The 26,791-nt window shown below is 63.7% G+C and carries 25 protein-coding genes; 10 read left to right on the top strand and 15 right to left on the bottom strand.

Going from position 1 to position 26,791, the window contains the following annotated elements:
- Positions 1–16: 16 nt before the first annotated feature.
- The gene (locus GWC77_RS21070) at positions 17–724 is read right to left on the bottom strand and encodes a FadR/GntR family transcriptional regulator (protein ID WP_173260095.1); all 708 of its coding nucleotides are present in this window, start codon (positions 722–724) and stop codon (positions 17–19) included.
- Between the two features lie 263 nt (positions 725–987).
- Between GWC77_RS21070 and GWC77_RS21075 the strand changes: the two genes are divergently transcribed.
- From GWC77_RS21075 to GWC77_RS21105, 7 genes are all read left to right on the top strand, one after another.
- Positions 988–2,010 carry a zinc-binding alcohol dehydrogenase family protein gene (locus GWC77_RS21075; protein ID WP_173260096.1) on the top strand — a complete coding sequence of 341 codons (1,023 nt, stop codon included), beginning with the start codon at positions 988–990 and terminating at the stop codon, positions 2,008–2,010.
- A gap of 19 nt (positions 2,011–2,029) precedes the next feature.
- Positions 2,030–3,160 carry a mannitol dehydrogenase family protein gene (locus tag GWC77_RS21080; RefSeq protein ID WP_173260097.1) on the top strand — a complete coding sequence of 377 codons (1,131 nt, stop codon included), beginning with the start codon at positions 2,030–2,032 and terminating at the stop codon, positions 3,158–3,160.
- Between the two features lie 91 nt (positions 3,161–3,251).
- Complete coding sequence (locus GWC77_RS21085; protein ID WP_173260098.1) at positions 3,252–4,532, top strand: MFS transporter; 1,281 nt, start codon at positions 3,252–3,254, stop codon at positions 4,530–4,532.
- Positions 4,533–4,575: 43 nt separating this feature from the next.
- The gene (locus GWC77_RS21090) at positions 4,576–6,123 is read left to right on the top strand and encodes a UxaA family hydrolase (protein WP_173260099.1); all 1,548 of its coding nucleotides are present in this window, start codon (positions 4,576–4,578) and stop codon (positions 6,121–6,123) included.
- Between the two features lie 76 nt (positions 6,124–6,199).
- Entirely contained in the window at positions 6,200–7,249 is a 1,050-nt protein-coding gene (gene uxuA / locus GWC77_RS21095; RefSeq protein ID WP_173260100.1) for a mannonate dehydratase, read from the top strand.
- 55 nt (positions 7,250–7,304) lie between these two features.
- Entirely contained in the window at positions 7,305–9,083 is a 1,779-nt protein-coding gene (locus GWC77_RS21100) for a VRR-NUC domain-containing protein (protein ID WP_173260101.1), read from the top strand.
- Complete coding sequence (locus GWC77_RS21105; RefSeq protein WP_173260102.1) at positions 9,080–11,365, top strand: ATP-dependent DNA helicase; 2,286 nt, start codon at positions 9,080–9,082, stop codon at positions 11,363–11,365. Before GWC77_RS21100 ends, GWC77_RS21105 begins: the two co-directional genes overlap by 4 nt.
- 99 nt (positions 11,366–11,464) lie before the next feature.
- Here the strand turns inward: GWC77_RS21105 and GWC77_RS21110 are convergent, their stop codons facing one another.
- Complete coding sequence (locus GWC77_RS21110; protein ID WP_173260103.1) at positions 11,465–12,760, bottom strand: hypothetical protein; 1,296 nt, start codon at positions 12,758–12,760, stop codon at positions 11,465–11,467.
- A gap of 319 nt (positions 12,761–13,079) precedes the next feature.
- Between GWC77_RS21110 and GWC77_RS21115 the strand changes: the two genes are divergently transcribed.
- Positions 13,080–13,763 (top strand): alpha/beta fold hydrolase, encoded by a 684-nt coding sequence (locus tag GWC77_RS21115; protein WP_173260104.1) that lies wholly within the window; start codon positions 13,080–13,082, stop codon positions 13,761–13,763.
- On the opposite strand, the gene GWC77_RS21120 is transcribed toward GWC77_RS21115, so the two are convergent.
- From GWC77_RS21120 to GWC77_RS21155, 8 genes are read right to left on the bottom strand one after another with little or no spacing between them, the layout of a single operon-like run.
- Positions 13,756–14,175: a DUF3291 domain-containing protein gene (locus tag GWC77_RS21120; protein WP_173260105.1), complete on the bottom strand. Its 420-nt coding sequence runs from the start codon at positions 14,173–14,175 to the stop codon at positions 13,756–13,758. The two genes, GWC77_RS21115 and GWC77_RS21120, sit on opposite strands and share 8 nt — an antisense overlap.
- Positions 14,166–15,569 carry a carotenoid oxygenase family protein gene (locus tag GWC77_RS21125; RefSeq protein ID WP_173260106.1) on the bottom strand — a complete coding sequence of 468 codons (1,404 nt, stop codon included), beginning with the start codon at positions 15,567–15,569 and terminating at the stop codon, positions 14,166–14,168. Before GWC77_RS21125 ends, GWC77_RS21120 begins: the two co-directional genes overlap by 10 nt.
- Positions 15,559–16,383, bottom strand: a complete 825-nt coding sequence (locus GWC77_RS21130; protein ID WP_173260107.1) for a ferritin-like domain-containing protein — start codon at positions 16,381–16,383, stop codon at positions 15,559–15,561. The genes GWC77_RS21125 and GWC77_RS21130 overlap by 11 nt, the downstream gene beginning before the upstream one ends.
- A 23-nt stretch (positions 16,384–16,406) precedes the next feature.
- Positions 16,407–16,865: a hydroxymyristoyl-ACP dehydratase gene (locus GWC77_RS21135; RefSeq protein WP_173260108.1), complete on the bottom strand. Its 459-nt coding sequence runs from the start codon at positions 16,863–16,865 to the stop codon at positions 16,407–16,409.
- Positions 16,849–17,652, bottom strand: a complete 804-nt coding sequence (locus tag GWC77_RS21140; protein ID WP_173260109.1) for a beta-ketoacyl synthase chain length factor — start codon at positions 17,650–17,652, stop codon at positions 16,849–16,851. The genes GWC77_RS21135 and GWC77_RS21140 overlap by 17 nt, the downstream gene beginning before the upstream one ends.
- The gene (locus tag GWC77_RS21145; RefSeq protein WP_173260121.1) at positions 17,649–18,836 is read right to left on the bottom strand and encodes a beta-ketoacyl-ACP synthase; all 1,188 of its coding nucleotides are present in this window, start codon (positions 18,834–18,836) and stop codon (positions 17,649–17,651) included. The genes GWC77_RS21140 and GWC77_RS21145 overlap by 4 nt, the downstream gene beginning before the upstream one ends.
- 17 nt (positions 18,837–18,853) lie before the next feature.
- On the bottom strand, positions 18,854–19,180 hold the full coding sequence (locus GWC77_RS21150) for a hydroxymyristoyl-ACP dehydratase (RefSeq protein WP_173260110.1): 327 nt from the start codon (positions 19,178–19,180) through the stop codon (positions 18,854–18,856).
- A 29-nt stretch (positions 19,181–19,209) separates the two neighbouring features.
- Positions 19,210–19,476 carry a phosphopantetheine-binding protein gene (locus tag GWC77_RS21155; protein ID WP_217283361.1) on the bottom strand — a complete coding sequence of 89 codons (267 nt, stop codon included), beginning with the start codon at positions 19,474–19,476 and terminating at the stop codon, positions 19,210–19,212.
- 408 nt (positions 19,477–19,884) lie between these two features.
- Here GWC77_RS21155 and GWC77_RS21160 point away from each other — a divergent pair, with 408 nt between their 5' ends.
- The gene (locus GWC77_RS21160; RefSeq protein WP_173260111.1) at positions 19,885–20,913 is read left to right on the top strand and encodes an AraC family transcriptional regulator; all 1,029 of its coding nucleotides are present in this window, start codon (positions 19,885–19,887) and stop codon (positions 20,911–20,913) included.
- Here the strand turns inward: GWC77_RS21160 and GWC77_RS21165 are convergent.
- The 5 genes from GWC77_RS21165 to GWC77_RS21185 all read right to left on the bottom strand — a co-directional run bounded on the left by GWC77_RS21165 (position 20,880) and on the right by GWC77_RS21185 (position 25,592).
- On the bottom strand, positions 20,880–22,340 hold the full coding sequence (locus GWC77_RS21165) for an FAD-binding protein (protein ID WP_173260112.1): 1,461 nt from the start codon (positions 22,338–22,340) through the stop codon (positions 20,880–20,882). The two genes, GWC77_RS21160 and GWC77_RS21165, sit on opposite strands and share 34 nt — an antisense overlap.
- A 345-nt stretch (positions 22,341–22,685) precedes the next feature.
- Positions 22,686–23,297 (bottom strand): LysE family translocator, encoded by a 612-nt coding sequence (locus GWC77_RS21170; protein WP_173260113.1) that lies wholly within the window; start codon positions 23,295–23,297, stop codon positions 22,686–22,688.
- A 79-nt stretch (positions 23,298–23,376) separates the two neighbouring features.
- On the bottom strand, positions 23,377–23,877 hold the full coding sequence (locus tag GWC77_RS21175; protein WP_173260114.1) for an OsmC family protein: 501 nt from the start codon (positions 23,875–23,877) through the stop codon (positions 23,377–23,379).
- Positions 23,874–24,299 carry an amino acid-binding ACT domain-containing protein gene (locus tag GWC77_RS21180; RefSeq protein WP_173260115.1) on the bottom strand — a complete coding sequence of 142 codons (426 nt, stop codon included), beginning with the start codon at positions 24,297–24,299 and terminating at the stop codon, positions 23,874–23,876. The genes GWC77_RS21175 and GWC77_RS21180 overlap by 4 nt, the downstream gene beginning before the upstream one ends.
- Positions 24,300–24,392: 93 nt before the next feature.
- Positions 24,393–25,592 carry an NnrS family protein gene (locus GWC77_RS21185; protein ID WP_173260116.1) on the bottom strand — a complete coding sequence of 400 codons (1,200 nt, stop codon included), beginning with the start codon at positions 25,590–25,592 and terminating at the stop codon, positions 24,393–24,395.
- Positions 25,593–25,917: 325 nt separating this feature from the next.
- Between GWC77_RS21185 and GWC77_RS21190 the strand changes: the two genes are divergently transcribed.
- On the top strand, positions 25,918–26,691 hold the full coding sequence (locus GWC77_RS21190) for an alpha/beta fold hydrolase (RefSeq protein ID WP_173260117.1): 774 nt from the start codon (positions 25,918–25,920) through the stop codon (positions 26,689–26,691).
- Positions 26,692–26,791: the final 100 nt, after the last annotated feature.

Genomic DNA, 26,791 nt, shown 5'->3' on the forward strand with positions numbered 1-26,791 from the left:
TCGCGGGCAGGCGGTTTTACCCCTGCTTGCGCTGCGCCATCACGCGCTCGAGCGATGCTTTGATATGCCGTTGCATCGCTGCTTGCGCCTGTACCGGGTCGCGCGCCTCGAGCGCGTCGAGAATCTCCTTGTGTTCGCCCAGCGCCGCGCGCCATGTGCCGTCGTTTTCGAAGTGATCGCGCAATTTCGTCGAAAGCGGACTGTGCCGCTCGTCGAAGAGCGATGCAATCAGGCGAATCAGTACCTCGTTGCCGGACATTTGCGCGATTGCCGCATGAAACGCGCGATCGGGGCCGATCGGTATTTGCCCCGCCGCGACTTCGCGCGCCATGTCGTCGTAAATCGCCCGTAGCGCCTTGAGTGCTTTCGGCTTCGCGAACGGCGCCACGCTCGCGACGATCGCCCCCTCGATGAGCGAGCGAGCCGCCATGTTGTCGACGAGGCTGTCGCCGAGTTCGTCCTCGTTCGGCACGGCGCTCGTTGCTTCGCCGTGCGTTGCACATACATAGACGCCCGAGCCCATGCGAATCTCGACGCGTCCCTCGAGCTCCAGTGCGACGAGCGCCTCGCGTACCGTGGGGCGCGATACACCGAGCCGCTCGGCCAGTTCCCGCTCGGGCGGCAATCGCCCATTGCGCGCGAAATCAGGCTGCTCCATCAATGCGCGCAGCTTGTCGGCAATCTGAAGATAAAGACGACGCGTCTCGGCGGGTTTGGCTGCCACGTGCACATCCTGTCGATGAGACTCCGGCGGATCCCAGCACCCGCCAACGAGCCGCGATTGTAAATCGAAGCCGTACCTCGGCATATGCCCTCGACGGGCGCCCCAGCGCATTCGACAGACGAATCGCGTCCCGCAGAATTGGCTTGACCAATTACTCCAATTTTTATATTTTGCACGCTGGTAAGGCCAAATGTCTTTTAGCAGGTCGCCGCACAGCCCCGCCGAGTTCGGTGGCAATCCGTCCCCTAACCCTTCAGCCTTCGATGAAAACCGTCATTTGCGAACAACCGGGCAAGCTTACCGTTTCCGAGCGCCCGCGGCCCGAGGCCGGACCGGACGACGTTCTGATCCGTATCAAGCGAGTGGGCGTGTGCGGTACCGACCTGCACATCTTCACCGGCAATCAGCCTTACCTAGCCTATCCACGCGTGATGGGCCACGAATTGGCCGGCATCGTCGAGTCGGCACCCGCGAGCGCGTCGGTCAAGGCCGGCGACCAGGTCTATGTAATGCCCTATCTGTCGTGCGGCCACTGCGTCGCGTGCCGTGCAGGCAGGACCAACTGCTGCGTGAATATCCGCGTCCTCGGCGTTCATGCGGACGGCGGGATGGCCGAATACCTTGTCGTGCCCCAGGGCTTCGTCTTCAAGGCCGACGGCGTGACGCTCGATCAGGCCGCGATGCTCGAATTTCTCGCGATCGGCGCCCACGCCGCCGCGCGTGCCGAGGTGAAGCACGGACAGCGCGTGCTCGTCGTCGGTGCGGGGCCGATCGGCATGGCCGCATCGATTTTCGCCAAGCTTCGCGGCGCGCAGGTCACGGTGCTCGATGGCCGCGCGGACCGGCTCGAGGTCTGTTCGAAGGCGCTACAAGCGGACCACACGGTGCTGCTCGACACGAGCGAGGCGGCCACGGACGCAAAGGCGCTCGCCCAGATCACCGGCGATGAGTTCTTCGACGTCGTCTTCGACGCGACGGGCAATATCAAGGCAATGGAGCGCGGGCTCGAATTCGTCGCGCACGGCGGCAAGTACGTGTTGATCTCGATCGTGCGGGATCGGATTTCTTTCTCGGATCCCGAATTCCACAAGCGGGAGACGACGCTGTTGGCAAGCCGTAACGCGACGCCGGCCGATTTCGAGACCGTGCTCGACGCCATGCGCGCAGGCAAGATTCCGACGGAAGCCCTCAATACGCACCGGCTGACGCTTGCCGAACTGCCGGAGACGTTTCCGAAGCTGCTCGATCCGAACGCCGGCGTCATCAAAGCCCTCGTTGCCTGCTGAAACTCCACCGTCATCGATAATGGGTAATCCGATTCTTCAATTCGGCACGAGCCGCTTTTTGCAGGCGCATGCCGATCTGTTCATCTCCGAGGCGTTGAAAACGGGTCGTGCACTGGGTCATGTCACCGTGGTCCAGACCACGAGCAATCCCGAAAGCCGTGCACGAATCGACGCCTTGCGCGCCGCGAAGCGCTATCCCGTTCGCGTGCGCGGGCTGCAACGCGAGACCATCGTCGACACGACGATCGAATGCGATGCCGTCGACGAAGCGCTCGATGCCAATAGCGACTGGGCGACGGTTCGCGAGCGCTTCGTCCGCGATGCGCGCGTCGTGATCTCGAACACCGGCGACAGTGGCTATCGAGGCAACGACGAGGACACGGCGGCACTTCTGCACGACGAGACTCGCGTGCCGCGCGGTTTCGCAGCCAAACTCGCTGTGCTGCTTCACGCGCGCTTCGCGGCCGGAGGTGCGCCGCTCACCTTGCTGCCTTGCGAGCTCGTCAGCCAGAACGGCGATACGCTGCGCGCGCTCGTCGCCGGCCTCGCGCGTCAATGGCATGCCGATGCGGCATTCGTGCGCTATATCGAAGAGACTTGCGTCTGGGTGAATTCGCTCGTCGACCGCATCGTCTCCGAGCCGATCCGGCCCATCGGCGCCATCGCCGAGCCCTATGCCCTATGGGCGATCGAGCGGCGCGCGGGCATGGTGCTGCCGTGCGAGCACGACGCCATGATCGTCACTGACGACTTGCATCGCTATGAGAGCTTGAAGTTGTTCCTGCTGAACCTCGGGCATACCTATCTCGCCGAGCGTTGGCAAACCGATGGGCGCGCCGCCGACGAAAACACGCTGCATGCGATGCGCGACACCGCCTTGCGCGCCGATCTCGAATCCGTCTGGCGTGACGAAGTGCTGCCGGTGTTCGATGCGCAGGGCCAGGGCGAAGCGGCTCGCCGGTATCTGGAGGACGTGCGCGAGCGGTTCCTGAATCCGTTTCTGGACCACCGGCTCGCCGACATCGCCCGCAATCACGGCGAAAAGAAGGAACGGCGCTTGCGCCCCGTCGTCGTGCTGGCCGCCGAACTCGGCCTCGGGTTGGCACAGCCGCGGCTTCACGAAGCACTGCGTACGGCCACCGCAGTTTGAGTAGCCGCCGCCGTCTCGTTTCAAAGCCAGTATTCATATCACTGGGGCGGGCACAAAGCACTCGCTCCGGCAGGCAACCAGGAGACAAGTAATGAGAAAAATGCGTTGGGTCGTGATTTTGTTGTGCTTTCTAGCGATCGCCGTGAATTACATCGATCGCGCCAATCTCGCGGTCGCCGCGCCTGAAATCGAAAAGGCGCTCGGCATCGGACCGGCGCAGATGGGCCTCATTTTGAGCGGATTTTTCTGGACCTACGCATTGATGCAGATTCCGTTCGGGTGGTTCGTCGATCGCGTCGGCGCGCGCATCGCCTTGCCGCTCGCGGTCGGCTGGTGGTCGCTTTTCACCGCCGCGACGGCGGGCGTCACGAGCGTGGCCGGCATGTTCGGCTGCCGCCTGCTGCTAGGCGTCGGCGAAGCCGGCGCCTACCCTTCGTGCGCCAAACTCGTGAGCCAGTGGTTCCGACCCAGCGAGCGGGCGCTCGCCACGAGCATCTTCGATAGCGGCTCGCGCGTGGGATCGGCGCTGTCGATCCCCGTCGTCGCGCTCATCATCGGCACGCTCGGCTGGAAAGCCGCGTTCGTCATCACGGGCGCGCTCGGCGCACTCTGGATCGTGGGCTGGTTCGTCATCTACCGCAGCCCCGCGCATGCGGACATGACCGGCGAACATGACGCCGTCTACGAAGCGCCGGCTCAGACGGGCAACGAAATCACCTGGGCGTCGCTGTTCAAGCACCGCACGCTCTGGGGCATGATGCTCGGCTTTTTCTGCCTGAACTTCGTCATCTATTTCTTCATCACCTGGTTTCCGAGCTACCTCGTGCAAACGCGGGGCTTCTCGCTCAAATCGCTCGGCACGCTGGGGATGATCCCGGCGCTGATGGCGATTCCAGGCGGCTGGATCGGCGGCCTCGTGTCCGACGCGCTCTATCGCCGCGGCTGGAGCCTCACGGCGGCGCGCAAGACCTGCATGGTCGGCGGTATGCTGATGTCGTCGGTCATCACGCTTTCGACGCTGACATCGAACGTCTATCTGATGCTTGCCTTCTTCGGCATCGCATACGGCAGCCTGGCCTTCGCCGCGGCCAGTATCTGGTCCCTGCCGGCCGACGTCGCGCCGACCCCGCGACACGTCGCTTCGATCGGCGGAATCCAGAACTTCGCATCGAATCTGGCCGGCATCGTCATCACGACGTTCACAGGCGTCATGGTCGCGCTGACCAAGGGCTCGTTCACGATCCCGCTCATCGTGGCCGGCGGATTCTGCTTTCTCGGCGCATTCAGCTATCTGGTGATCGTCGGCAAGATCGAGCCGCTGCCCGTCGAACCCGACGCACGCAGCGTCGACGCCGCGCGCTCCGCGGTGTGAGCTCGCGCGCCCGTCATTCGTCATTCGTCATTCGAGGCATGCCATGTCTTCACCCGCTTCTCAGGATCACCTCGTGATCCGCCTTCATCCGAACGACGATGTCGTCATCGCCACGCGTCAGCTGATGTCTGGCACGCGCATCGCGAGCGAAGACCTCGTGGTGTCGGGGCTGATCCCGCCCGGCCACAAGATCGCGACGCGTGCCATCGCCGCGGGCGCGCCGGTCAAACGCTACAACCAGGTCATCGGCGTGGCGCGCGCGGACATCGCGCGCGGGCAGCATGTGCACGTCCATAACCTCGGCATGGCCGAATTCGCGCGCGAGCACGCATTCGGCGCCGATGTCCACCCGACCGCCTATGTGCCCGAACCCGCCAGCTTCATGGGCATTCGCCGGGACGACGGCCGCGTTGCCACGCGCAACTACATCGGCATCCTGACTAGCGTCAACTGCTCGGCCACGGTGGCCCGCGCCATCGCCGATCATTTCCGGCGCGACGTCCATCCCGAGGCATTGGCCGACTATCCCAACGTCGACGGGGTGGTCGCGCTCACGCACGGGCTCGGTTGCGGCATCGATATGCATGGCGAAGGCATCGGCATCTTGCGGCGCACCTTGGCAGGCTACGCACTGCATGCGAACTTCGCATCGGTGCTCTTCGTCGGACTCGGCTGCGAGACGAATCAGATCGAGGGCGTGCTCGAAGCCGGCGGGCTGCGCGGCGATGCGCCCAAGCTGCGCAGCTTCACGATCCAGGACAGCGGGGGCACCCGCAAGACGGTCGAACGCGGCATTGCCATGGTGCGGGAGATGCTCGCTGACGCGAATCGCGCGACGCGGGTGAGCGTGCCGGCGGCGCATCTCGTCGTCGGGCTTCAATGCGGCGGCTCGGACGGCTACTCCGGCATTTCCGCGAACCCCGCGCTGGGTGCGGCCGTCGATCGTCTCGTGCGGCATGGCGGGACAGCGATACTCTCCGAAACACCGGAGATCTACGGCGCCGAACATTTGCTGACGCGCCGCGCGGTCAGCCGCGAAGTCGGAGAAAAGCTCCTGGCCCGTATTGCGTGGTGGCAGGAGTACTGCGCGCGCAACCACGCCGCGCTCGACAACAATCCCTCGGCCGGCAACAAGGCGGGCGGATTGACGACGATTCTCGAAAAATCATTGGGCGCGGTCGCGAAAGGCGGCACAACGAACCTCGTCGAAGTCTATGAGTACGGCGAGCCGATTACGGCTAAGGGTTTCGTCTTCATGGATTCGCCCGGCTACGACCCCGTCTCGGCGACCGGGCAGGTGGCCTCGGGTGCGAACCTGATCTGCTTCACGACGGGGCGCGGCTCGGCCTACGGTTGTTCGCCCGCACCGTCGCTGAAGCTCGCGACCAACACGGCCTTGTGGGAGCGGCAGGAAGACGATATGGATATCAACTGCGGAGGCGTCGTGGATGGCACCGATGCGATCGACGCACTCGGCGAGAAGATCTTTCGCACGATGCTCGACTGCGCGTCGGGTACGCGTTCGAAGAGCGAGCTTTTGGGTTATGGGCAAAACGAATTCGTGCCCTGGCAAGTCGGCGTCATCACCTGAGCCGCATTCGCCGTTGCCACTGTGACGAGCGGAGGAACTGCCGCTCGTTTCGAAATAGCTAGGATTCCTAACCAACATGAAGATGACGTTTCGCTGGTACGGCGAGAGCGATCCCGTGCCCCTCGCCTATATTCGCCAGATTCCCGGGATGTATGGGATCGTCTCGGCGATCTACGACGTTCCGGTCGGCGATGTCTGGCCCGTCGAAAAGATTCGCGCGCTGAAAGACAGGATCGAGGCGCACGGCCTGAAGCTCGAAGTCATCGAGAGCGTGCCGGTTCACGAGGACATCAAGCTCGGCAAGCCGTCGCGCGACCGGCTCATCGATAACTACGCGCAGACGCTGCGCAACCTTGCCGCTTGCGACATCGAGGTTGTCTGTTACAACTTCATGCCCGTTTTCGACTGGACACGCACGTCGCTCGACATGCGGTTGCCCGACGGCTCCACGACGCTCGCTTTCGACACGCGGCAGATCGACGCGCTCGACATCGGGCGGGGTATCGCACTGCCGGGCTGGGATACGAGCTACCGGCCCGACGAATTGAAGGCGCTGCTGGCCGAATATGCCGCACTCGACGAGTCGGGCTTGTGGGCCAATCTCGCCTATTTCCTGCGCGTGGTCGTGCCCGTCGCGAAGGAGGCCGGCATCAAGATGGCCATCCATCCCGACGATCCTCCACGCCCGATCTTCGGTCTGCCACGCATCGTCAAGAACCGCGACGATCTCGCACGCCTGCTCGCAATCGTCGATGATCCCGCCAACGGCTTGACACTGTGTTCGGGCTCGCTCGGAGCCGACGCACGCAACGATATCCCTTCTCTGGTACGCGAGTTCGGCGCCCGGGGACGCATTCATTTCGCCCACCTGCGCAACGTCCATACGAACGCGGCCGGCGATTTTCACGAAACGTCTCACCGATCGGCCGACGGCTCGCTCGACATGGCCGAGATCGTCAAGGCGTATTTCGAAGTCGGTTTCGACGGGTATGCACGGCCCGACCATGGACGCATGATCTGGGGCGAAAGCGGGCGCGCGGGCTACGGACTTTACGATCGTGCGCTCGGAGCGGTGTATCTCAACGGCCTCTGGGAAGGCGTGCAGAAAACCAAGGAAACGACGTAGGAAACGCGGCGCGCGCCGACGAAATGAGGCTGGGGCGACTCTGCTATCATCCTGTATGGATATACAGGTCGATAGCAATACCGTGGAGTCCTCCCCCTCTTCCCCGTCGCCCCTCTACTACCTGCTGAACTTCGAGCGCGCGCTCGCGTGGGTATCGGAGCGCTACGACGATCTGCTCGATGCGACCGAGCGCGAATTCGCATCCGCATTCGCTCGCTTGCCCCTCGCCTCGCGTGCCTTGCTCGTTCGCATGCTAATGCGCAACGGCCCGCGCTTTCGCACGAGCAAGCTGAATTACCCGGAGATCGGCTGCCCCCTCGTCGCGGCCGCGCCGCTGATCGCGCTGGGCTGGATCGATCACGAGCCGCAACTTTCGATCGACGATCTCTTCTCGCTCGCGACACGCCCCGAACTGGAGCGGATATTTTCCGAAGCCGCCGCGTTACGCCGATGCAGCAAGTCGGAATTGCGCGAGCTGCTGCGCGCAGAGTACGGCGCCCAGACGCAGCCCTATCGAGCATGGGACGCCACGAGCGACGAACAAGTGTTCGAACTCGAAATCTCGCCCGTTTGCGATCGGGTGAGGCTGATGTTTTTTGGCAATCTGCATCAGAGCTGGTCGGAGTTCGTGTTGGCGGACCTTGGCGTCTATCGATACGAGGCCGTGTCGTTCGAACCTTCCGCCCGTGCATTCCAACGTCGCTCGGATGTCGACGCCTACCTCGCGCTGCAGGCATGCCGCGAAGCGCTCGACGGCATCGACGGGATCGCAGCACTGCGCGAGCTGTTCGGCGCGGTGCTTGCCATGCCGATCGACAACGCCTGGCTTGAACTGCGGCGCGCCAAACTGTTCTATCGAATCGGCTATCGCGCCGAGCAAATGCGGGATTGGGAATTCGCACTCGAAGTCTACGAGCGCAGCCAATGGCCCGAAGCCCGTCACCGGCGCATGCGTGTACTCGAACGTTGCGCACGCTTTGGCGATGCGTTCGCGCTCGTCACGCGCGCGCTCGAGGCCCCCGAGAACGAGGAGGAGTACCAGCGCGCTGCACGCATGATGCCCCGCCTTGCGCGCCGGCTTGGGCAGCCTGCCCCGCGCCCACCAGCCCCGGCCGGTTTCGCACGCTCGACGCTTACACTGACGCGCCCGGCCGTTCCCCTCGCTGTGGAGTACGTCGTCCAAGATCATCTGCATGCGCCGCAGGCGCCCGTGTTCTATGTCGAGAACACATTGATCAATTCACTGTTCGGGCTGCTGTGCTGGGAAGCCGTGTTCGAACCCGTGCCCGGCTCGTTCTTTCACCCGTTCCAGCGCGGGCCCGCCGATCTTCACGCACCCGATTTCCTGGCTCGCCGCGCCGAAACGTTCGCGCGCTGCTTCGCGCAACTCGATAGCGGCGCCTATTACGACACGATTTGGCGCCACTACGAGCGCAAAGCCGGTATGCAATCGCCGTTCGTCTTTTGGGGCGCACTGACGAGCCCACTGATGACGCTGGCACTCGACTGTCTGCCTGCCAGGCATTTGAAACTCTGGTTTGCGCGGCTTGTCAGCGATATACGAGCGAATCGGTCGGGCCTGCCCGATCTCGTTCGGTTCTGGCCCACCGAACGGCGCTACGAGTTGATAGAAGTCAAGGGCCCCGGCGACCGCCTGCAGGACAACCAGATCCGGTGGCTCGCCTATTGCGCGCAACATGGCATGCCGGCACGCGTGCTCGACGTGCGCTGGGAAGGCGAAGTCGAGATCGAGGGCGAAGTCGAGGGCGGCATCGATGGCTTGGACCGCGCCGTGGCCGACGTCACAACGCCGGGCGCCGGAGTCGCCCCGTGAGCTTCGTAGTGGCCGTTCGAGCGCTGTGCGAATTCACCGCCAAATGCGGCGACCTCGATTTGCGCTTCACGCCGGCACCGAGCGCGCTCGAAGGCATCGAAGGGCATGCCGTCGTTGCCAAACGGCGCGGCGCCGGCTACGAAGCCGAAATCGCGCTCGTCGGCACCCATCGCGAGCTGACCGTGCGCGGGCGAGCCGACGGATACGATGCCTCGCTCAATCGGCTCGAGGAAGTAAAGACCTACCGGGGCGAGCTCGATGCCATGCCTGGCAATCATCGCGCACTCCACTGGGCTCAGGCGCGCCTATACGCGCATCTGCTATGTCAGGCCCGCGGGCTCGAGCGGATCGAGGTCGCCCTCGTCTATTTCGAAATCGGCAGCCAGAAGGAGACGGTGCTGAGCGAGACGCATGACGCCTCGTCGCTCGAGGCATTTTTCAACGAGCAGTGTGAACGCTTCATGCAGTGGGCGGCACAGGAGCACGCGCATCGCACGGCCCGCGACGCGGCGCTGCGCGCGCTTGAATTTCCCCACGGCACATTTCGGAACGGGCAGCGCGAGCTGGCCGTCGCCGTCTATCGCGCAGCGCGCGATGGCGCGGTTCTGATGGCTCAGGCACCGACCGGCATCGGCAAGACACTGGCGACGATTTTTCCTGTGCTGAAGGCCTGCGCCGAGCAGCATGTCGATCGCCTGTTCTTTTTGACGGCGAAAACGCCGGGCCGCGCACTGGCATTGGACGCGATCGATGTGTTGCGCTCGAATACCGGCGTCGAAACATTACCGCTGCGCACGCTCGAGCTCGTCGCGCGCGACAAAGCGTGCGAGCATCCCGACAAAGCCTGCCACGGCGAGTCCTGTCCGCTTGCGCGCGGATTCTACGATCGCCTGCCGGCGGCACGCGGGGCCGCGCTGACCGAGCGCAGGCTGGACCGCCAGACCGTGCGCGACGTCGCGCTGGCTCACGACGTGTGCCCGTATTACCTCGCGCAGGAGCTTGCGCGATGGGTCGATATCGTCGTGGGCGACTACAACTACTACTACGACGCCAGCGCACTGCTTTATGCGCTCACACGCGCCCACGAATGGCGTGTAGCCGTACTCGTCGACGAAGCGCACAACCTGCTCGAGCGCGGCCGCAAGATGTACACGGCCTCGCTCGAGCGGCCGGCGCTGCTAGGCGCACTGAAGGTGGCACCGGACAGCCTGAAAAAACCGCTTCGGCGACTCCAACGCGAATGGAGCGCGCTCGATCGGACGCAAGAGCAGCGCTATACGGTTCATGCCGAGATCCCGCCCAAGCTGGTGTTTGCAGCGCAAAACCTCATTGGCGCAGTGACCGATCAGCTTGCCGAGGATGCCTCTGCGATCGACGACGCAATGCGTCGATTTTTCTTCGACGTGCTGCATTTCGTGACGCTGGCCGAACAGTTCGACGACCATTCGATCTTCGACAGCACGGTCTCGAACGAGGCGCACACCTCAGGGCGCTCAGGGCCCCGCGCAAGAACGACGTCGACGCTGTGCGTGCGCAACGTCGTGCCTGCCGCGTTCTTAGCGGAACGCCACGCAGCCGCGCACGCGACGGTGATGTTTTCCGGCACACTGAGCCCGACGCATTTCTATCGCGACACGTTGGGGCTGCCCGACGCAACGCGCGTGCTCGATGTCGAGGGCCCATTCCGGCCCGAGCAATTGACCGTGCGCGTATGCGCGCAAGTCTCGACCCGGTGGCGCGACCGGGAAAGATCGCTCGCACCGATCGTCGAACTCATCGCCAAACAATACGAAACATTGCCAGGCAACTATCTGGGATTCGTGAGCAGCTTCGATTATCTCGAGCGTGTCGGGGCATTGTTGCGCGCGCAACATCCTGGTCTGCCGGTCTGGATGCAATCCCCTGGAATGAACGAATCGCAACGGGACGCGTTTTTGGCCCGGTTCCGAAGCGGCGAACGCGGCGTGGGCCTCGCGGTACTGGGCGGGGCGTTTTCCGAAGGTGTGGACCTCGCGGGCGATCGCCTCATTGGCGTATTCATTGCCACGCTCGGGCTGCCCCAGGTCAACGACGTCAATGAGCAAATGCGCCTGGCGATGCAAGCCAAGTTCGGCAACGGGTACGACTATGCATACCTCTATCCGGGCCTGCAAAAAGTCGTCCAGGCCGCTGGCCGTGTCGTGCGCACCGAACAGGATATCGGCGTGCTTCATTTGATCGACGATCGGTATCGCCGGCCGGAGGTGCGGCGACTCTTGCCACGCTGGTGGCGGGTGCAATGATCGACGTCGCGGACGGGTTCTGTACCGTCGCGACGCGAGACGCGCGAGCCACGCTGGCACGGCTCGCCCTTGACCCCACGTCCGCCGATCGCACTCGAGTCAAGCGGCGAGGCCGTGTGTATCGATGCCCCAGGGGAACGATTCGACCGGCATCAGCAGCGGTTCGCGCTCGAGCGAATGATTCGCCGCCGCGGTCCGGCTGTCACGCAACTTCCACAACACGCTCGCCCAGTCGATCGGTTCTGACTCCTCATCAGGGTGCAACAAGTGAACACGTTCATCGATGCCCAGCGCCTGCGCCATTGCATTCATGGCCCGCACGATGCTTAGCGTGAAGGTCAGCATCCATGCCTCGCTGCCCAAAGCGATTTCCTCGGGCTGCTTGAGCCGGCGCAGCGTGTTTGCCGAAAACCTGAGCGCACCTTCGAAGTTGGGCGAAACCAGCGCATCCGGGAGGTAGTACCTTCCTGTGTTGAAGATGACGTTGCCGTCGCCTGCAATGTCCACCACCTCCCCCGTGTAGTTCATGAAGTCGATAGCGTGCCGCAAAAAATCGCGAATGCTGTCACGCAATGCTTTATCGGTCTCGCTGGCGTCGTAAAGCTCGCTCAACTTCGTTCCCGTGAAGCAATAATCGAAATGGTCTTTGTTGAATTTGCCCGGACGATTCAGCACCAAACTGTTGTTGATATCGGCGTAGGATTCGTCAGGGGGCGGCTCGGCGAAACGCTCGACGTAATGCAAGCTCAGGCTGAAGTGCATCGTTGCCGGATCCGATAGCTGCGGCAGAAAATTCTGATGCCTCACGAGTGCGGGCAGCCGATAGATCGCATGCGAGTTCAGCGCCGGAACCGACCGGTGCGGTTCGAGGAGCAAGCCGCCTTGCAACAGGAACTGCGCCACTACGGCACGCACGGAGATTTCGTCGATCCCGATCGATTGGCGCGGCACGACTTCCGCGGGAAATTTGAGGCGAAGCCGCCCGTCGCGCTCGATCTCCTTGCGAGCCAGTACCTGCCCGGCGGCACGAATGGATTGCGGCGTTCTCAGCTCCTCGCCACGACCGAACAGCATGAGCCACCTGATCAGACGTCCGAGCGTCTCGACACTGATTTTCGTCACTTGTCCCGGCCGGCTCGGATCGACGTAGACGGCATGATCGGTGCCGTGACCGATCAGCTTCAACGGTCCGCCGGCCAGCGGGTCCACATGCATCAACGTCCACTGATCCGCTTCATGCAGGCGATTCTCGATCCCGCCCGATAGATCGAGCCTCCCTGTCCTCCCGCCGCGCAGGTGCGCTGCGAATGCGGTTTCGTCGAATGCGTCGGGACCGATGACCTCGCGCGCCCGATCGCGCAGCGCGCCGTACGTCCCCTCGATATCGACGTGCATGCGCCTCGTCGGCAAACGCGGGGGGAGTCCGCGCAGTGCAGCGCTGCCGGCAGGCGCAGCCGTCGGCCGTGGCAAGTTCGGCTGATAGCCGAACTGACGCTCGACGGCGCACGGTGAATGCCTCGCTTCATCAGGATCGTGCCGTGAAATACGATTGCTCATCGCCTCGCCCGCCTGTCCTCTCGGCACAACAGTAAGCCGATATGCGTCATGATTGACCACTACTACGAAAATTCGACCATCGAGACGAATGCGCAACTTCAAAGTTGTCCCATAATGGGGACTGCTTTTCCGTCCCCCCGCGAGAACGGACCATCGCATGTCAATCAATGCTCTGTTCGATCCGTCGCCCGATCCGGCAGCCGGGCGCGTCTTGCTCGTCATGCTCCCGGGCGTCAACGACCGCGCCTCTTCTTTTTTTTCGAACGGGATCGTGCAGGCGCTCCGTGAGCGCCGCCTGCCCGTCGATGCACTCGGTATCGACGTCGATTTCCCCGCCTATGCCGATGGTTCGCTACTGCCTCGATTGCACGGCGAGATAGATCGGATCGCCCATCGGCGCGGCATCGAACGGCTCTGGTTCGTCGGCACGTCGCTCGGCGCGATGGGCGCCCTGATGTATTGCCGTGCGCACCCGGGCAGCACGGACGGCGTCGTCCTGCTCGCCCCCTATCTCGCCAGTCGGCGGGTGCTCGTGCAGATCGCCAAAGCGGGCGGGCTCGATGCCTGGCGGCCCGACGCCAACGAGCCGGGCGATATGGAATGGCGCGTGCTCGACTGGCTGCGCCGTGAGGTCCGGGACGCGTCCAGTGGCTTGCACGTGCATCTCGGTTATGGACGCAGCGATCCGTTCGCGCTGGGCAGCACGCTGCTGCAAGCGCTGTTGCCGGCGCAACGCAGCGTCGACACTGCCGGCAGCCACGATTGGCCCACCTGGTCCGCGCTATGGGCAAGCGTTCTCGACCGGGACCCTTTCGAGGCAAAAACCGCGCGGGCTACCTGATGCGAAGCTCGCGCCAAAACCTGCGGCGCGGCAACGCAAACGCGGGTGGCAACCCCGCCTCGGGCGGCGGAAAATGACGCCCCTCGTCGCTCAAGCGCCGATGGGCCTCGTCCCACGCCGGCAACCGCGCCACGCTGTCGTGCCAATGAACGACCGAGCTTTCGTCGCACCATCTCAGCAGATGACGCATGATCCGGCGATGAATCCCCGCATGCACGTAGGCCACCATGGCGGGCTCGTCCTGCCATACGGTTCGCGTCCAATAGGTATCGCAGCTCGCGCTGAGCACCGATACAGCGAGGTTGCCCGGTGCCGCGCGCGCCTGCCAGGCGGCCGCCATCGTCGCGGCCAGCACGAATGGGATGTGCCGCCAGGCGCGCACATGCAAGCGCGTCACCGAGATCACCGGCATGGCGACGTTGCGCGCTCGAGCGCCTGCCGTTCGACCCATGTTCCATGCGCGCCATACGGCACGCGCTGCGGCAGCTCGATCGATGCCACCTCCTCGCCGCAGAACCGCTGAGCATCGAGCACGACCAGCCGGCTGCGATCGACGCGTGCGTCATAGAGGAAACACAACACCCAGCCTTCGTCTTCGGCGCTGTCCTCCCTTGCCGGCACGAACTGCGCCTCCGACGCCGCTTCATATTCGCTGAAGCGATGATGCTCGACGGCGCCGCTCGCAAAGTCGTATTTGAAAAGGCCGCTACAGGCGAGCCAACCGTGACGAAGCACAATCTCCGTCGAATAGCCGTATCGATGCGCGCGGCCCGTCAAGCGGTCGTCGAGCCGCGGGAACTCGCCCGGCGAATCGGCGATGCAGGTGCCCGAGACGCGCCCTGCCAGTGTGTCGATCCGCCACTCATGCATCGCTAACGAAGCCGCGTGCGGCCGTGGCATACCGGTCAGGTAGTAAGGATGACTGACCACCGCGCGCAGCACGACTTGGTCACCGTCGTCGAATGCATTGAGCACATGCGAGACAAAGCAGGTATCGATCGCGAACCATTTCACCGGCACACCTTCACGGTGCAAATCGAGCAAGCCGAGACGCGAACCGTACTCGGGTGCCCAGCGAAACGGCAAGCCGCCTCCCGGGCGCGGCGGCCTCTCGAACAATAGGGGCTGGTCGACGAAAACGGCGAAGCGCTCGGAAATGGCGAAATCGTGCATGACCGTGGCGCCCGCGACGTCGACCGGTTCGGCGCGCGCCATTCGTCCATCGGGGTCCACGCGAAAGTAGGTTACGTAGGGACGCCGCGGCCAATAGCCGAAGCCATGCAGGGCGTTGGTGGCGGGATCGCGCTTGGGATGCGCGGTCATGCTACGAGCCAGGCCGCCGCCAAAATCGCAGCGCCCCACTGTGTCCAATCGTCCGTTCAGCTCATAAGGCAGCCCCGTTTCGCCCAGTGCCAACAATCGCCCCGCGTGCGCGACGACGCTGACATTGGCCGCGTTCCCGAAGCTCCAGCGACGATCGGCAGGACCGCCCGGTGGCGCGCGGTTCGCTACCTGCGCAAGGCCATCGGTCGATACCCAGCGATTGCGATACCAGAGTGCACGGCCTTGCGCGATCCTCACACCGTGCACCATGCCATCTTCGAGAAACACGTGCGGCTGCGGTGTACGACGCGACGGATGCGAATTGAAGCTGTTGCGCAGATACAAGCCGTCCAGCTCAGGCGGAATGGCGCCGCGCACGCATAGATCGGTGGCCTCGCGCTCGTCGTCGAGCGGGACGAACACGCCGTTCGCGCCGTAGCCCGCGATATCGGCGAGCGCGCGGCTCGTCGCCTCACGCAACATGCGCGGAGCGCCGTGCGGCGCGGTAGCGCTTTTTCATGCCGGCGTAGACCTCATAGAACGCGTCGACGCTCGGGATTTCGAGATCGAGCATTTTCGCGATCCGGCTCACGATATGTTCGCGGTAGCGCCGCTCGACTTCCTTCATGTCGAGGCATTTCATTTTAAGCAATGTCAAGAACACGGGATGTTGCGTGACGCCGTCGCTTGCCGGCTGCAAGAGGAACCATGCCGTGCGCAGTGCGATGAGGCGGTCCCGCTCGGGATCGTCGGATCGCTCGATCGCTTGCCGGCAGTAGTATTCGAAGCCAACCGAATGCCGCATTTCGTCGCGCGCGAGATGCTTCACGATTTCGACGAGCACCGGCTCTTCCACGGTCTTCGCGAACTGGTTGTACGCGGTGTTGGCCGCGATCTCGGAGCAGATATTGGATGTCAGCATTTCCACGCGCGAGGGGGTCATCGGCTCGATCTTCCTGCCGCGATGGATGAAATCCTGCGCGGTTGGCACGCCGAGTTTGCCGAGCCAGCGTATCAGCGCGAGCGGATGCTTGGTCTCTTCGAAGAACCACACGGAAAGCCATTGAGTGAAGTCGACATCGTCGTGCAGCAGCTTCATGAACGCTTCCGTCGCGGAGAACGTCGTCAGTTCGGCATAGGCCGCGATCTTCACATCCTCGATCAGTTCGGCGCTCACCTTGCTCTCGTCGATCTCGTCCCACGGCTGGTCGCGGAAGATCCAGCGCGCTTTTTCCGATGTCTCGAGCAGGCGGAAATAGCCGAGCTGGTTACTGAGGTCGTCGATCTGAAATGCCATCGTTTGCGCTCCATCGAAAAAATTCACTCTGGCATCGCAACGGTCATCGTGCCGCGAGCGATACGAACTGCGCCGCACACCACGGAAAACTCATAGCGTGCGGCTGTCACGCCCGTCGCAGTCAATCGCGCTCGAATGTCCAGAGGACTCCGAATCATTTCAACTTCGTCGAGCGAGCATGGGCAGAGCTCGACCGCATGCAGCGCAGCGATATACGCACGCCGCAGGGCGCGAGCCTCGCCGGTCTTGACGGTCGCGCCGGTGAGGCTCGCGTGAAGTGCCGCGGCCTGCGCCGCGTACTCGATCGCGTGCACGCTGCTCAATCGGCCGTCTTGGCGCAGCGGGTGGTCCGCCCGCGCATGCGAATGCGCAGTGCAGACAATGCCGTTCGCATCCCACTCCCGAACGGCCGCCAGCAGGCACATGGCTCCCGCATGGGGAATCCGGCGATAGATGTCTCGACCGTCAAGCCGGTTCGACATGGATGGCCACGCTCGTTCGCGCGCCTTCCGGCGCCGTTGCGAGAAAGACTCGCTCGTCGCTGTGGCATGCGAGCCGGGCGAGCAGCGGCAATGCGCGAGCGGCGGCATTACCGCTGCGCAAGCGTTCGAGCGCGTGGTCCGCCATAGCCGTATCGTCCCGCCTCCCGACATGCTCGATATGCATCGCGAAACAATCCCGGCCGACGCGCTCGCGATGAATCGTCATCGCTGCCGCGAACGGTGCGACGATGGGCAGATGCGCATCGATCGGCGCAGGCGCCGGCTGCTCGTAGCAGACGAAGAGCACGGGTGCACGCTCGGCCAGTACCAGGCAGCCGGCCTCGAGCAGACCCGCGACAAACGTTGTCTCGCCCGCACTGAGGCTCGTCGAGCCGCCGCACGCGTGCGCGCCGATAGACCAATAGCCGGCGCTCGCGTTGTGCACGATGTTGTGAAAGTGGAAGGGAGAAACAGGCACCCCCGGTCGACCCAGCGCGACGCAAACGCGATCGGTCACGTGAAGATCGCCCGCGGAAGAGGCGAACACAGAAGGCAGCGCGGCCAGATCGAGCGACGAGCGCTTCGCGAGTTGTTCGGTGACACGCAACGCAAGACGAATCGCGGCTGTCGCGCGCCGCCTTTCGTTCGGCGCCAGCATTTCCGGTTCGCCGGCCTCGAATTCGCACGGGACATAGCGCTTCTCGCCTCGCAGCGTGGCGGCAGCCTCATCCCAGCCGGACAGCCCGGGGCCCAGTACCTCGAGCGCTTCGACGAAGAGCGTCTTCATTGCACAGCCTCGAAAATGAGCGCGCAGTTGTTGCCGCCGAAGCCGAATGAATTGCTGAGCACGCGGCGCAGCGGCCTCTCCTCGTTCTCGAGCGCGACGTCTGTTCGCAGTTCCGGATCGGGATCAATCGTGTTCAGCGTCGACGGAACGAGGTTCGCGCGCATGCACAGAAACGACAGCACCGCTTCGGTGATACCGGCAGCGCCCTGGGTGTGGCCCGTCCAGCCCTTGGTCGAACTGCAGGCGCATGCGCCGCCGAACACCGAAGCGATGGCGGCATCTTCGGATCGATCGTTCGAGGGCGTTCCGCTGCCGTGAAGATTGACGTAGTCGATGTCAGCCGGAGCGAGGCCGGCGCGGCGCAACGCCTGGTCGATTGCGCCGCGCGCACCTTCGCCTTCGGGGTGCGGCGCTGTCATGTGATAGGCGTCGCTACTCTCGCCGAAGCCCGTCAACGCCACCGCGCCATGGCCGCGCGGCGCACGTTCGAGCAAAGCGAAGCCGGCTGCTTCGCCGATGCTGATACCGTCGCGGTTGCGGTCCCACGGCCGGCACGGTTGCGTCGAGAGCAAGCCCAAGGAGTGAAAACCGTAAATGAATCCTTCGTTCGCGCAATCGATGCCTGCCACGACCGCCGCATCGCACAGACCCGCCGCGATATGACGGTATGCGGTAGCGAACACTTTGGCGCTCGACGAGCACGCCGTCGAGATCGTGGCCGACGGTCCGTCGATACCGAGCACGCGCATGACGTATTCCGTTGCCGAGAATAGGTGCGCGGTATGACGCACGCGGACATCTGAGCCAAGATCGTCCGTGCTTGGGGTACGACGGACATAGCACGCTTCGAGATGTGCCAGTCCAGACGCGATCGTACCGACGAAACATCCGACACGCTCGGCGCCATACCGCTCGCGGGCACCGGCCACGGCGAGCGCGAAGCCGTCGCGCTCGACGCCCCGGCCAAGCATGCGATGCGCGCGGCAATCGAATCGCGCAAACTCGCCGCCGAGCGAATCGCCGATGGCCTCGTCATCCACGAGACCGAGCCATGTCTTGCGGCCGGTGCGCAACTCGAGTTCGCGCAAGCCGCCCTGCCCCGACCGCAACGCGGCCAACGCAGCGTCGTTGCCCGCACCGAGCGCACTGGTGAGGGTATAAGCGTTCACGTAAAGCGGCGCGATCGGCGCCGATGCGTTCGTCATGCTGCATTGACCTCCGCGCGAAGCCTGCCGGACGCGAAAAGCGAACCGGCATCCTTCGCGCATTGAAAAGAGACGATGTCGTCATCGATCGAAAGCACGATCTCGAACGGCTCGCCCGGGCGCAGCACCTCCACGAATTTCACGTGCTCGATGCGCGTAATCGCAGCGCCGGCATACGATTGCGCGACGGCACGGCTGACGCGCTCGAGCAAGACGACGGCCGGCACGACCGGATGGCCGGGAAAATGGCCCGGTATCGCCGCATGGCTGGCATCCACGGTATCGCGAATCACGCATCTCGCCCCTCCCGTCACCGTCATCATGGCGCCTTCTGCCCTCGTGACGGCTGGTATCAATGAGTCTGTGCGGCCCGATGCTGCTCGACATGATGGCCGAGCGCCCTCAGCGAGCGGAATATCTCGTGATTCTTCTGGTCGCCCGGCGTGATGGTGATCTGATAGGTCGACGACAACAGCAGACCAAGCTCGAGCGCATCGATCGAATCGAGACCGAGACCCTCGCCGAAAATGGGCGCCTCGGGGTCGATGCTCTGCGGGTCGATATCCAGATCGAGCCCCTCGGTGATCAGCTTGGCCAGCTCGCGTTCGATTTCATCCATGACGTCAATGCCTCCCTCGAAGATCGGTCACCGAAACTGCATGACTTCAGGTTAGCGCGGGAACCGAGGCAGATCGACGCTACGTTTCGTAAATCCCACTTTCGCCGGAACGCATGGGCGAAACCGCCATGAGCCTTGTCGGCAAAGGCCTGCATGCGTACGCCAGCAGATGGATCGCCGCAAGAGCGACTACGGGATCTTGCAGTTCGCCGCATCGGCTGCGAATGCGTCGAGCGCCGCCAGCGAAAGATGTCTCGTAGACTTCGCGTCTTGAGCGCGGTCGAGTGCATCGCATCGTTTACGATGACTTGTCCGACTAGCGCTGGAGGACTACGCCATTGCGCGTTTGCGCTTATCGATGGTTCGCCTACACTCGGGCCTATCCATGTCACATGATTCGGTTTCAGCATGCCGACACAGACTTATTCGACGGGGAGCGTGGCGCCGCGCGAACGCTTCGAGTTCTGGCGTGAAGCGCTGTGCCTCAACTTCTACGGCATGACCGCAGAGTGGGACCCCGCGAGCCGTACCGAAGATTTCGATGCGACTCTGTCCGCGACACCGGTCATGGATCTCTCGCTCGTCGAATTCAAGGCGAGCGCGCACATGTGCCTGCGCCGCGAGCGCGAAATCGCCGAGCGGCCAGGCAACTCCATGTATCTTTATCTGCAGACGCGCGGCGCAGCCTGGTTCGACACGCCTGATGACCGCCAACCTTTCGTCACGCCGACACGCGCGATGGCCATCGGTTTTTCCGAACGCCCGATGAAAACCGGGCCCACGAATGGCGAGCGGTTCGATTTTCAGCTCGTGCGAATCCCGCTCTATCGAATCGCGCCCTTGATGGGACAGCGGATGGTCATTCGCGCGCGCGCGCTCGATGACCGCACAAGCATGGCGAGCCTCCTGCGCGGCTATTTCGACCTGCTTTTTCGCGAGGGCCCGTCGATGGATGCGGTGGCGGCGGAGGCCGCGGCGCAGACCTTCGCGCGGCTCGCCGCGGTGGCGTACGGGCTCGCCCCGGCAGAAAACGAATGGGTACGCGACGCGGTGCGCGACGCTAAACGGCAACGCGTGCTCGCTTTCGTGGAACACCATCTCGATGAGCCGGACTTGTCGCCCGCGCGGGTCTCAGAGACGCTCGGCATGTCGGTTCGCCAACTGCATGCGCTGTTCGAGCCGACAGGGACGAGCTTTACGCAGCAAGTGCGCGCCAGGCGTCTCGAGCGGGCACGAATGCTCGCGCTCTCATGCCCGGGCATGAAGATCGCGGATATCGCCTATTCCTGCGGCTTCGAAAGTGTCGGCACGTTTCACCGTAGTTTTCGGCAAGCCTACGGCGTGACGCCCGGCGAGTGGAGGGAATCGCTCAGTGCAAGCGCGCCAGCTGCGGTCCAGCCCCTTCAAAACACACTTGCGCCGCGCCCGAGCAGGTAATGCGGGTCGAATTGCCGCTTCCAGGCGGCGAATTGCTCATAGACCGCTCCATAGTGCATCTGCCAGTCCGCTTTGGAAAACGGCACGGCATCTTCGAGATAACGCGTACCGCCGATCGCGACAGCGCTCTGCCACAGCCGATAGTTGCGTGCAAGCATGCTGGCCGAATAGCTCGGATCCGGTCCTGGCAGCGTCGAATTAGTGAGGAGTCCGAATACCCAGTGCCACCCGGTGCTCGGCGGCACGCGCAATAGTGGGGCAATGGTGCCGGACTTCACCGGCACGATGACGAGAAATGTCGTCGCGCTGAGGTCTTGCGGGCCAAGCGCCGGCACGACGGATTCGACAAACGCCTGCGCGCCGGAATCCGGCAGCACTACATTGATCCACGGTTTGATGAGGCGGTCCCAGTTCGCGCTCGTTCTCAGCGCATTGACAGCCGTGTCGACGAGAAAGACGTAATCGAGGTACGGCATATCGACGAACTGACCGCCCTGCGCGAGCGCGCTGCAGCCCTGCATCAGCGTAGCCGTGGGCGGCGGCGGAGCCGACGGATCGAAGAGCGCGGCAGCCCACAGCGCGATCGGCGCAACGGGACCCGTCGAATTCACGCTCGCAACCCAGTCGAATCCGCCTTGGCGGCCCCCGCGCGCCGCGAGCGTCCGTACATCGCTAAAAAAGGTAGCGATATCGGCATAGGGGACGCGATAAAGTCGCGCCATTGTCTTCGCGGGCACCATCTCGACGGTGGCGCGCGTGATCACACCGCATTGCCCGAGGCCCGCGCGCAATGCATTGAAGAGATCGGTATTCTCGCCGGCCGAACACCGGACGATGTCGCCGTTGCCGGTGACGGCCTGCAACGCAGCGACATGGTTGACCTGCCAGACATCGCGGTTACTCGTCATTGCGTTGAGCCCGCCGATCGATAGAGTCCCTGCCACGCCGAGCTGCGTATAGCCCGTAATGGAGGCGGGCGTAACGCCTTGCGCGAACGCCGCTTTGATGAGATCCATCCAGAGGACACCGCCATCGACATCGGCATGCGTCGATGTGATCGAATGAATCGTGGCCAGCGATCGCATATTGATCATCAACCCGCCATCGACAAGCGTCTGACCAAACACACTATTCTTGCCCGTGTTCGGCGAGACGCCTATACCGAACCGGCCGCAATACCGGATCATCTTCGAGATATCGTCGACGGAGGCCGGATAAAGCACCGCGCACGGCGTGCGCCAAAGCATGTTTCCCTCGTCGTGCGCGTTGCCGGCCAACGTCGTACTGTCCATGACGAGCTTGCCGTCGAGCGGCGGTACGCGCGTGAACGACGGGCACGCCGCAGCCTGAGCCTCGTCGATCCAACTGCGTCGCGTCGGGTCGAAGCCCACGATGGTTGAGGCAACGGCGAGCGCTGCCCCGGTCATGAAACGCCTTCGGTCGATTGGCACGTTCGTCTCCGGTCGTAAAGTCCGCGATATTGCGTGGGGAGATGGGGCCTTGGACAGACAGACACGCCCGGGCGTATCGCCATGCTGCTCGATGGCGATGTAAGCGAATGTGCGAAATCCGGGCAGCTCGCCGTCGTTCACCCCTGGAAAGCGCGGCTCGCTCACGATCGACGCGGACCGCATACGCCACCAATGGTGCCGATGCACATTGCGGCTGTCGTGCCAATCCGCGCAGACTTGAGTATCAACGCGTGCAACGCGCGGTGTTCGTTCAGCCGGGGCGTAAAGGTGAACTACGGAAAATTGCGAAAACTACGAGAATCAGCGTGTCGCAATCACGACGGCAGCGCCGGCCATCATGGTCGCGCTCGCGCGATTCGAGATCTTCACGGCGCGCCGGCTCGTCAGCAGCTTGCGCGCACGGGCCGCGACGAGGACCCAGAAGGAATCGGTGCTCGCCAGCACGACGAGCATCGTCGCCACGAGTTCGAGCCATGCATGCAGGCCGACGCGAGATAGATCGACGATCGTCGGCAACAGCGCCAGATAGAAAATCATGATCTTCGGATTGCCGAGGGTGATCGTCAGGCCGGCAGCGAACATGCGAACGGGCGACCTGGCGCTCGGCAATGCATCTTCGCGAACCTGTGCCGGCGCGAACCACATCTTCCAGGCGAGAAACAGCAGATAGGCGACGCCGGCAAACTTGATGACGACGAAGACCGCCTCGAACGTGCGCGCGAGTACCGCGAGTCCCGTCACGGCGCACGTCAGCCACAACGCTTCACCGAACCACATCGCCACGAGAAACGGCAGCACGTCGCGCACGCCGTTGGTCAGCACACGCGCGACGAGTGCCGCGACGCTTGGGCCGGGCGAGCCGGCCGTCACGACCAGCGCCAGCGCGAATACGGACAAACCCGACACAGTCATCGCATCCTCCTGTTCTCCCGGTTGCCAGCCATTCTAGCGAGGCCGCGTCTGTCGCGCCGCCATGGCCGCGAAGGACCGTTCAGCGATCCGTATCCGCCGCTTCGTCTTCGAAACGGACCGCGGGTTCGACGATGATCCCGAACGTAACCGAATTCGCCAGGAAGCACATGTGGTGTGCCGCTTCGTGCAGTTCGATCGCGCGTTGCCGCGTGTGCTCGTCGATGCCGGCGGCGAGCACCACCTCCGGTGCCAATGTCACGTTCGAGAATGCCCCGGAACCGTCGGCCTTCAACGAGAGTGTGCCGGACGCAGTATCGCGATAACGGTTGACGACAAGCCCGTTGGCCGAGCACAGATGCAAATACCAGAGCATGTGGCACGCGCTCAAGCTGGCGACGAAAAGGTCCTCCGGATTATGCCGCGAGGCGTCGCCGCGAAATGCCGGATCGCTCGATCCGTCGATCGACGGCTTACCCGAAACATGGACCACGTGATCCCGGCTGTAAGACTGGTAGCTGCGCGTACCCGCACCGAGGTTTCCTGTCCATTCCACCGTCAACGCGTATCGGTGCTGACTCATCGCTGCGCCCCTCCCTCGTTGTTCTCATGCTCGGCACGTTCCCGCTCCCACGCCTCGGAAACCTCTCGTCCCGCCGCGTAGTTGTCGACCACGAGGATGAGTCGATGGTCGTGATCGCTATACATCGCTTCGATATTGACGCCGGCATCCGCCATGCGCCGGGCGATCTTGCCGAGTTGGCCCGGCACGTCCTGCTTCAGCCGCTGGACGAGCACGTCGTTGACGGCGTGCACGACGATGCCCGCCTCCCGCAGCGCATGCGCCGCGGCTGCACCATTTTCAAAGAGGAAATGTGCGGTCGCACGTCCATCGACGCTCCATACGCCTCCGCCCTCCACGCTCAGGCCTTTTGCGCCGAGCACTTCTCCCATGCGCGCCAAGGCGCCGGGCCGATGATCGAGTTCGATACACAGGTCGTTCACTGCCGTTCTCCATATCATGCTGGTTGGTCTTGACGCGACTATATCCGCGACGCTGCATTCAATGGTTCAGCAAAAGCGAAAACGTGCTCGACATCATCCGGCCTTGCCGTCCGCCCGCGGCGCGGTGAGAAACGGTGCGTACTTGATCAGATAGACGAACAGCGACAGGCACCAGCATGCGCCGGCCGCATCGATCCAGACGCCCGTCGCGCCAGGCGCGGCCAGCGGTCCAAAGACGCGCAATGCCGCTGCGGCCATCATCAGCCAATAGCTCAGCACTTCGTTACGCTGGGCCACGAGCATCCGTCCGGTATGACCGAGCGCCGTGCGCGTCACCATCGCGATGATCGCCCCGCCCATCGCGCCCACCGTCAACGCGTGGATCGCGAGCGAATGCGGCGCGCGACCGAGCGCGGAGCATGCCAGCAGCGCGAAGCCGATCGGTATCCAGAGACAAGCTGCGTGCAGGATCCAGAGTATCGGGCGCGCTCCGACGCGCCAGGAGCGCCAACCGATCATGCGGATCGCGTGGATCACTGCGGCAGCGAGTGCGACGACGAAAACCGCGACGGCCGGCGCATTCACGGCATCGAGCACGAGCGCCACGAGCGGCACCGGGTAGGCGAGCGCGTCGATCCATTTCCAACGGCGCACCGTGAACCCCGGAATGGCGTTCATCGTAAACATCGGCACGACGCGGCCCGTAATGACCGCGACGAACAGGATGATGAGCCCCGTCGCTGCATACGCCGAACGGAGTGCGAGGTCGAATCGTCCCTGCCAGGCCCACATATGAAACAGCACGTTCAAAAGCCCGAGCAGTCCCAACGCGACGGGAAGAAAAACGTTGTGCCGGTTGCCCGCACGCAGCAAGACACGCGCGAGCACGAACGCCACCAGCGGCAAAAAGACGCAGTCCACGACGGCGGCGACGAGCGGTGGTCCGGTCCAGACGAGGAGACGTCCCGCAGCCCAGAGTAGCCAAATGAGCGCGAGCGGTATGCCGCGCGGCGTTTCGCGCGAAGTCCACGCACGCACCGCGGTCAGCAAAAAGCCGACGACGATGGCCGCCACGAACCCGAAAATCATTTCGTGAACATGCCAGATCACGCCCGTCATCGTCGGCTCTCGCCCCGCGACCGGATAGCCATGCAAGCCGGCGAGCCAGAGCCCGACGGCAAGGAGACCGAAAGCGGTGCCTCCCAGGTAGAAAGGCCTGAATCCGAGCCTCAGCACCGGCCAGCCGGCCGCTCGTTGGTCAGTGATACGTTGCTCCGGTTCGCCGATCTTCATCTTGGGTTCCGTATGCCGCTTCTCGCGTGGGGTCGATCATGGTGCAACCGCAGATCACAACGGCGATATCCGCCGGGGAAACGGTGACATGCGTCCGCTTACCTCATGACGTGATATAAGCACAGTCCCGGATCGATTGTCTGAGCAGGATCAAGGTTTATACCGATTCGTCGGCAATGCGCGCCTATGGGCGAGTCGACCCCAGCCTTCCTGCACTCCCCTGCGCCGGGCCCGAACATTGCGCAGCGTTCGATATGCCGATACGACCGTTCGGCGTGCAACCCGTGCTCGACGAACGCCAATCGGCTTTTCAGCGAGGCTGCACATGTTGAATCGAGCGCTTTGCGCGGCAGCGGCCGTGGCTGCGTGCGCCAGCGCGGCGTACTGCGCTTTTCGCTGGCGGCAACTCGCGCGCGCACCCGCGATCGATGAGGTGAGCAGGCGCAGCGGCATCCGCGGTTTTTCGGTGCAGGCCGGTCCCTTCGCGATGTTCTCGCGCTTGCATCCTGGCCCCGAGGGTACCGCTGACCCGGTGCCGGTCGTGCTCGCGCACGGGCTCGTCGTTTCGAGCCGTTACATGGAGCCGCTCATGCTCGTGCTTGCCCGGTGGTACCGCGTCTATGCGCCCGACTTGCCGGGCTTCGGTGAAAGCCGCCCTCGGTGCGGCAGGCGCTCCGCGACACTGTCGGTCGAGGCGCTCGCCTACGCTTTGAAACGATGGATGGACGCTTGTGGGCTCACGCGCGCGATCTTCATCGGCAATTCGTTCGGTTGTCAGATCCTCGCCGAGTTCGCCACGCGCTTTCCCGAAGCCACCCTCTGCCTGGTCATGCAAGGTCCGACCGTGGACGCCCACGCGCGCTCGCTGCGGCAGCAGTTATGGCGAGCATGGGTCAATGGCCGGCGTGAGCAAGCACGCTCGCCCGCAGCGCTTGCGCGTATCGACTACGCGAAGGCGGGACTGCGGCGTGCCGTCGCCGCGATCCGGCTCGCCATCGCCGACCGCATCGAAGATCGTCTGCCGCATGTGGCCGTCCCTACGCTCATCGTCTACGGTTCGCACGATCCGCTCGTGCCTGTGGCGCGACAATCTGGATGAGAGACGCGCGACAAACAAGATGAGAATGTCGCGGCGAGGTTGATGATGCCGATGTTGATTGACGCTGACAAGCGTTTGTTGATTGACGCTCGGCGCATGT

Origin of the sequence: Paraburkholderia sp. NMBU_R16, from assembly GCF_013282575.1 — a bacterium.
Taxonomy (GTDB): domain Bacteria; phylum Pseudomonadota; class Gammaproteobacteria; order Burkholderiales; family Burkholderiaceae; genus Trinickia.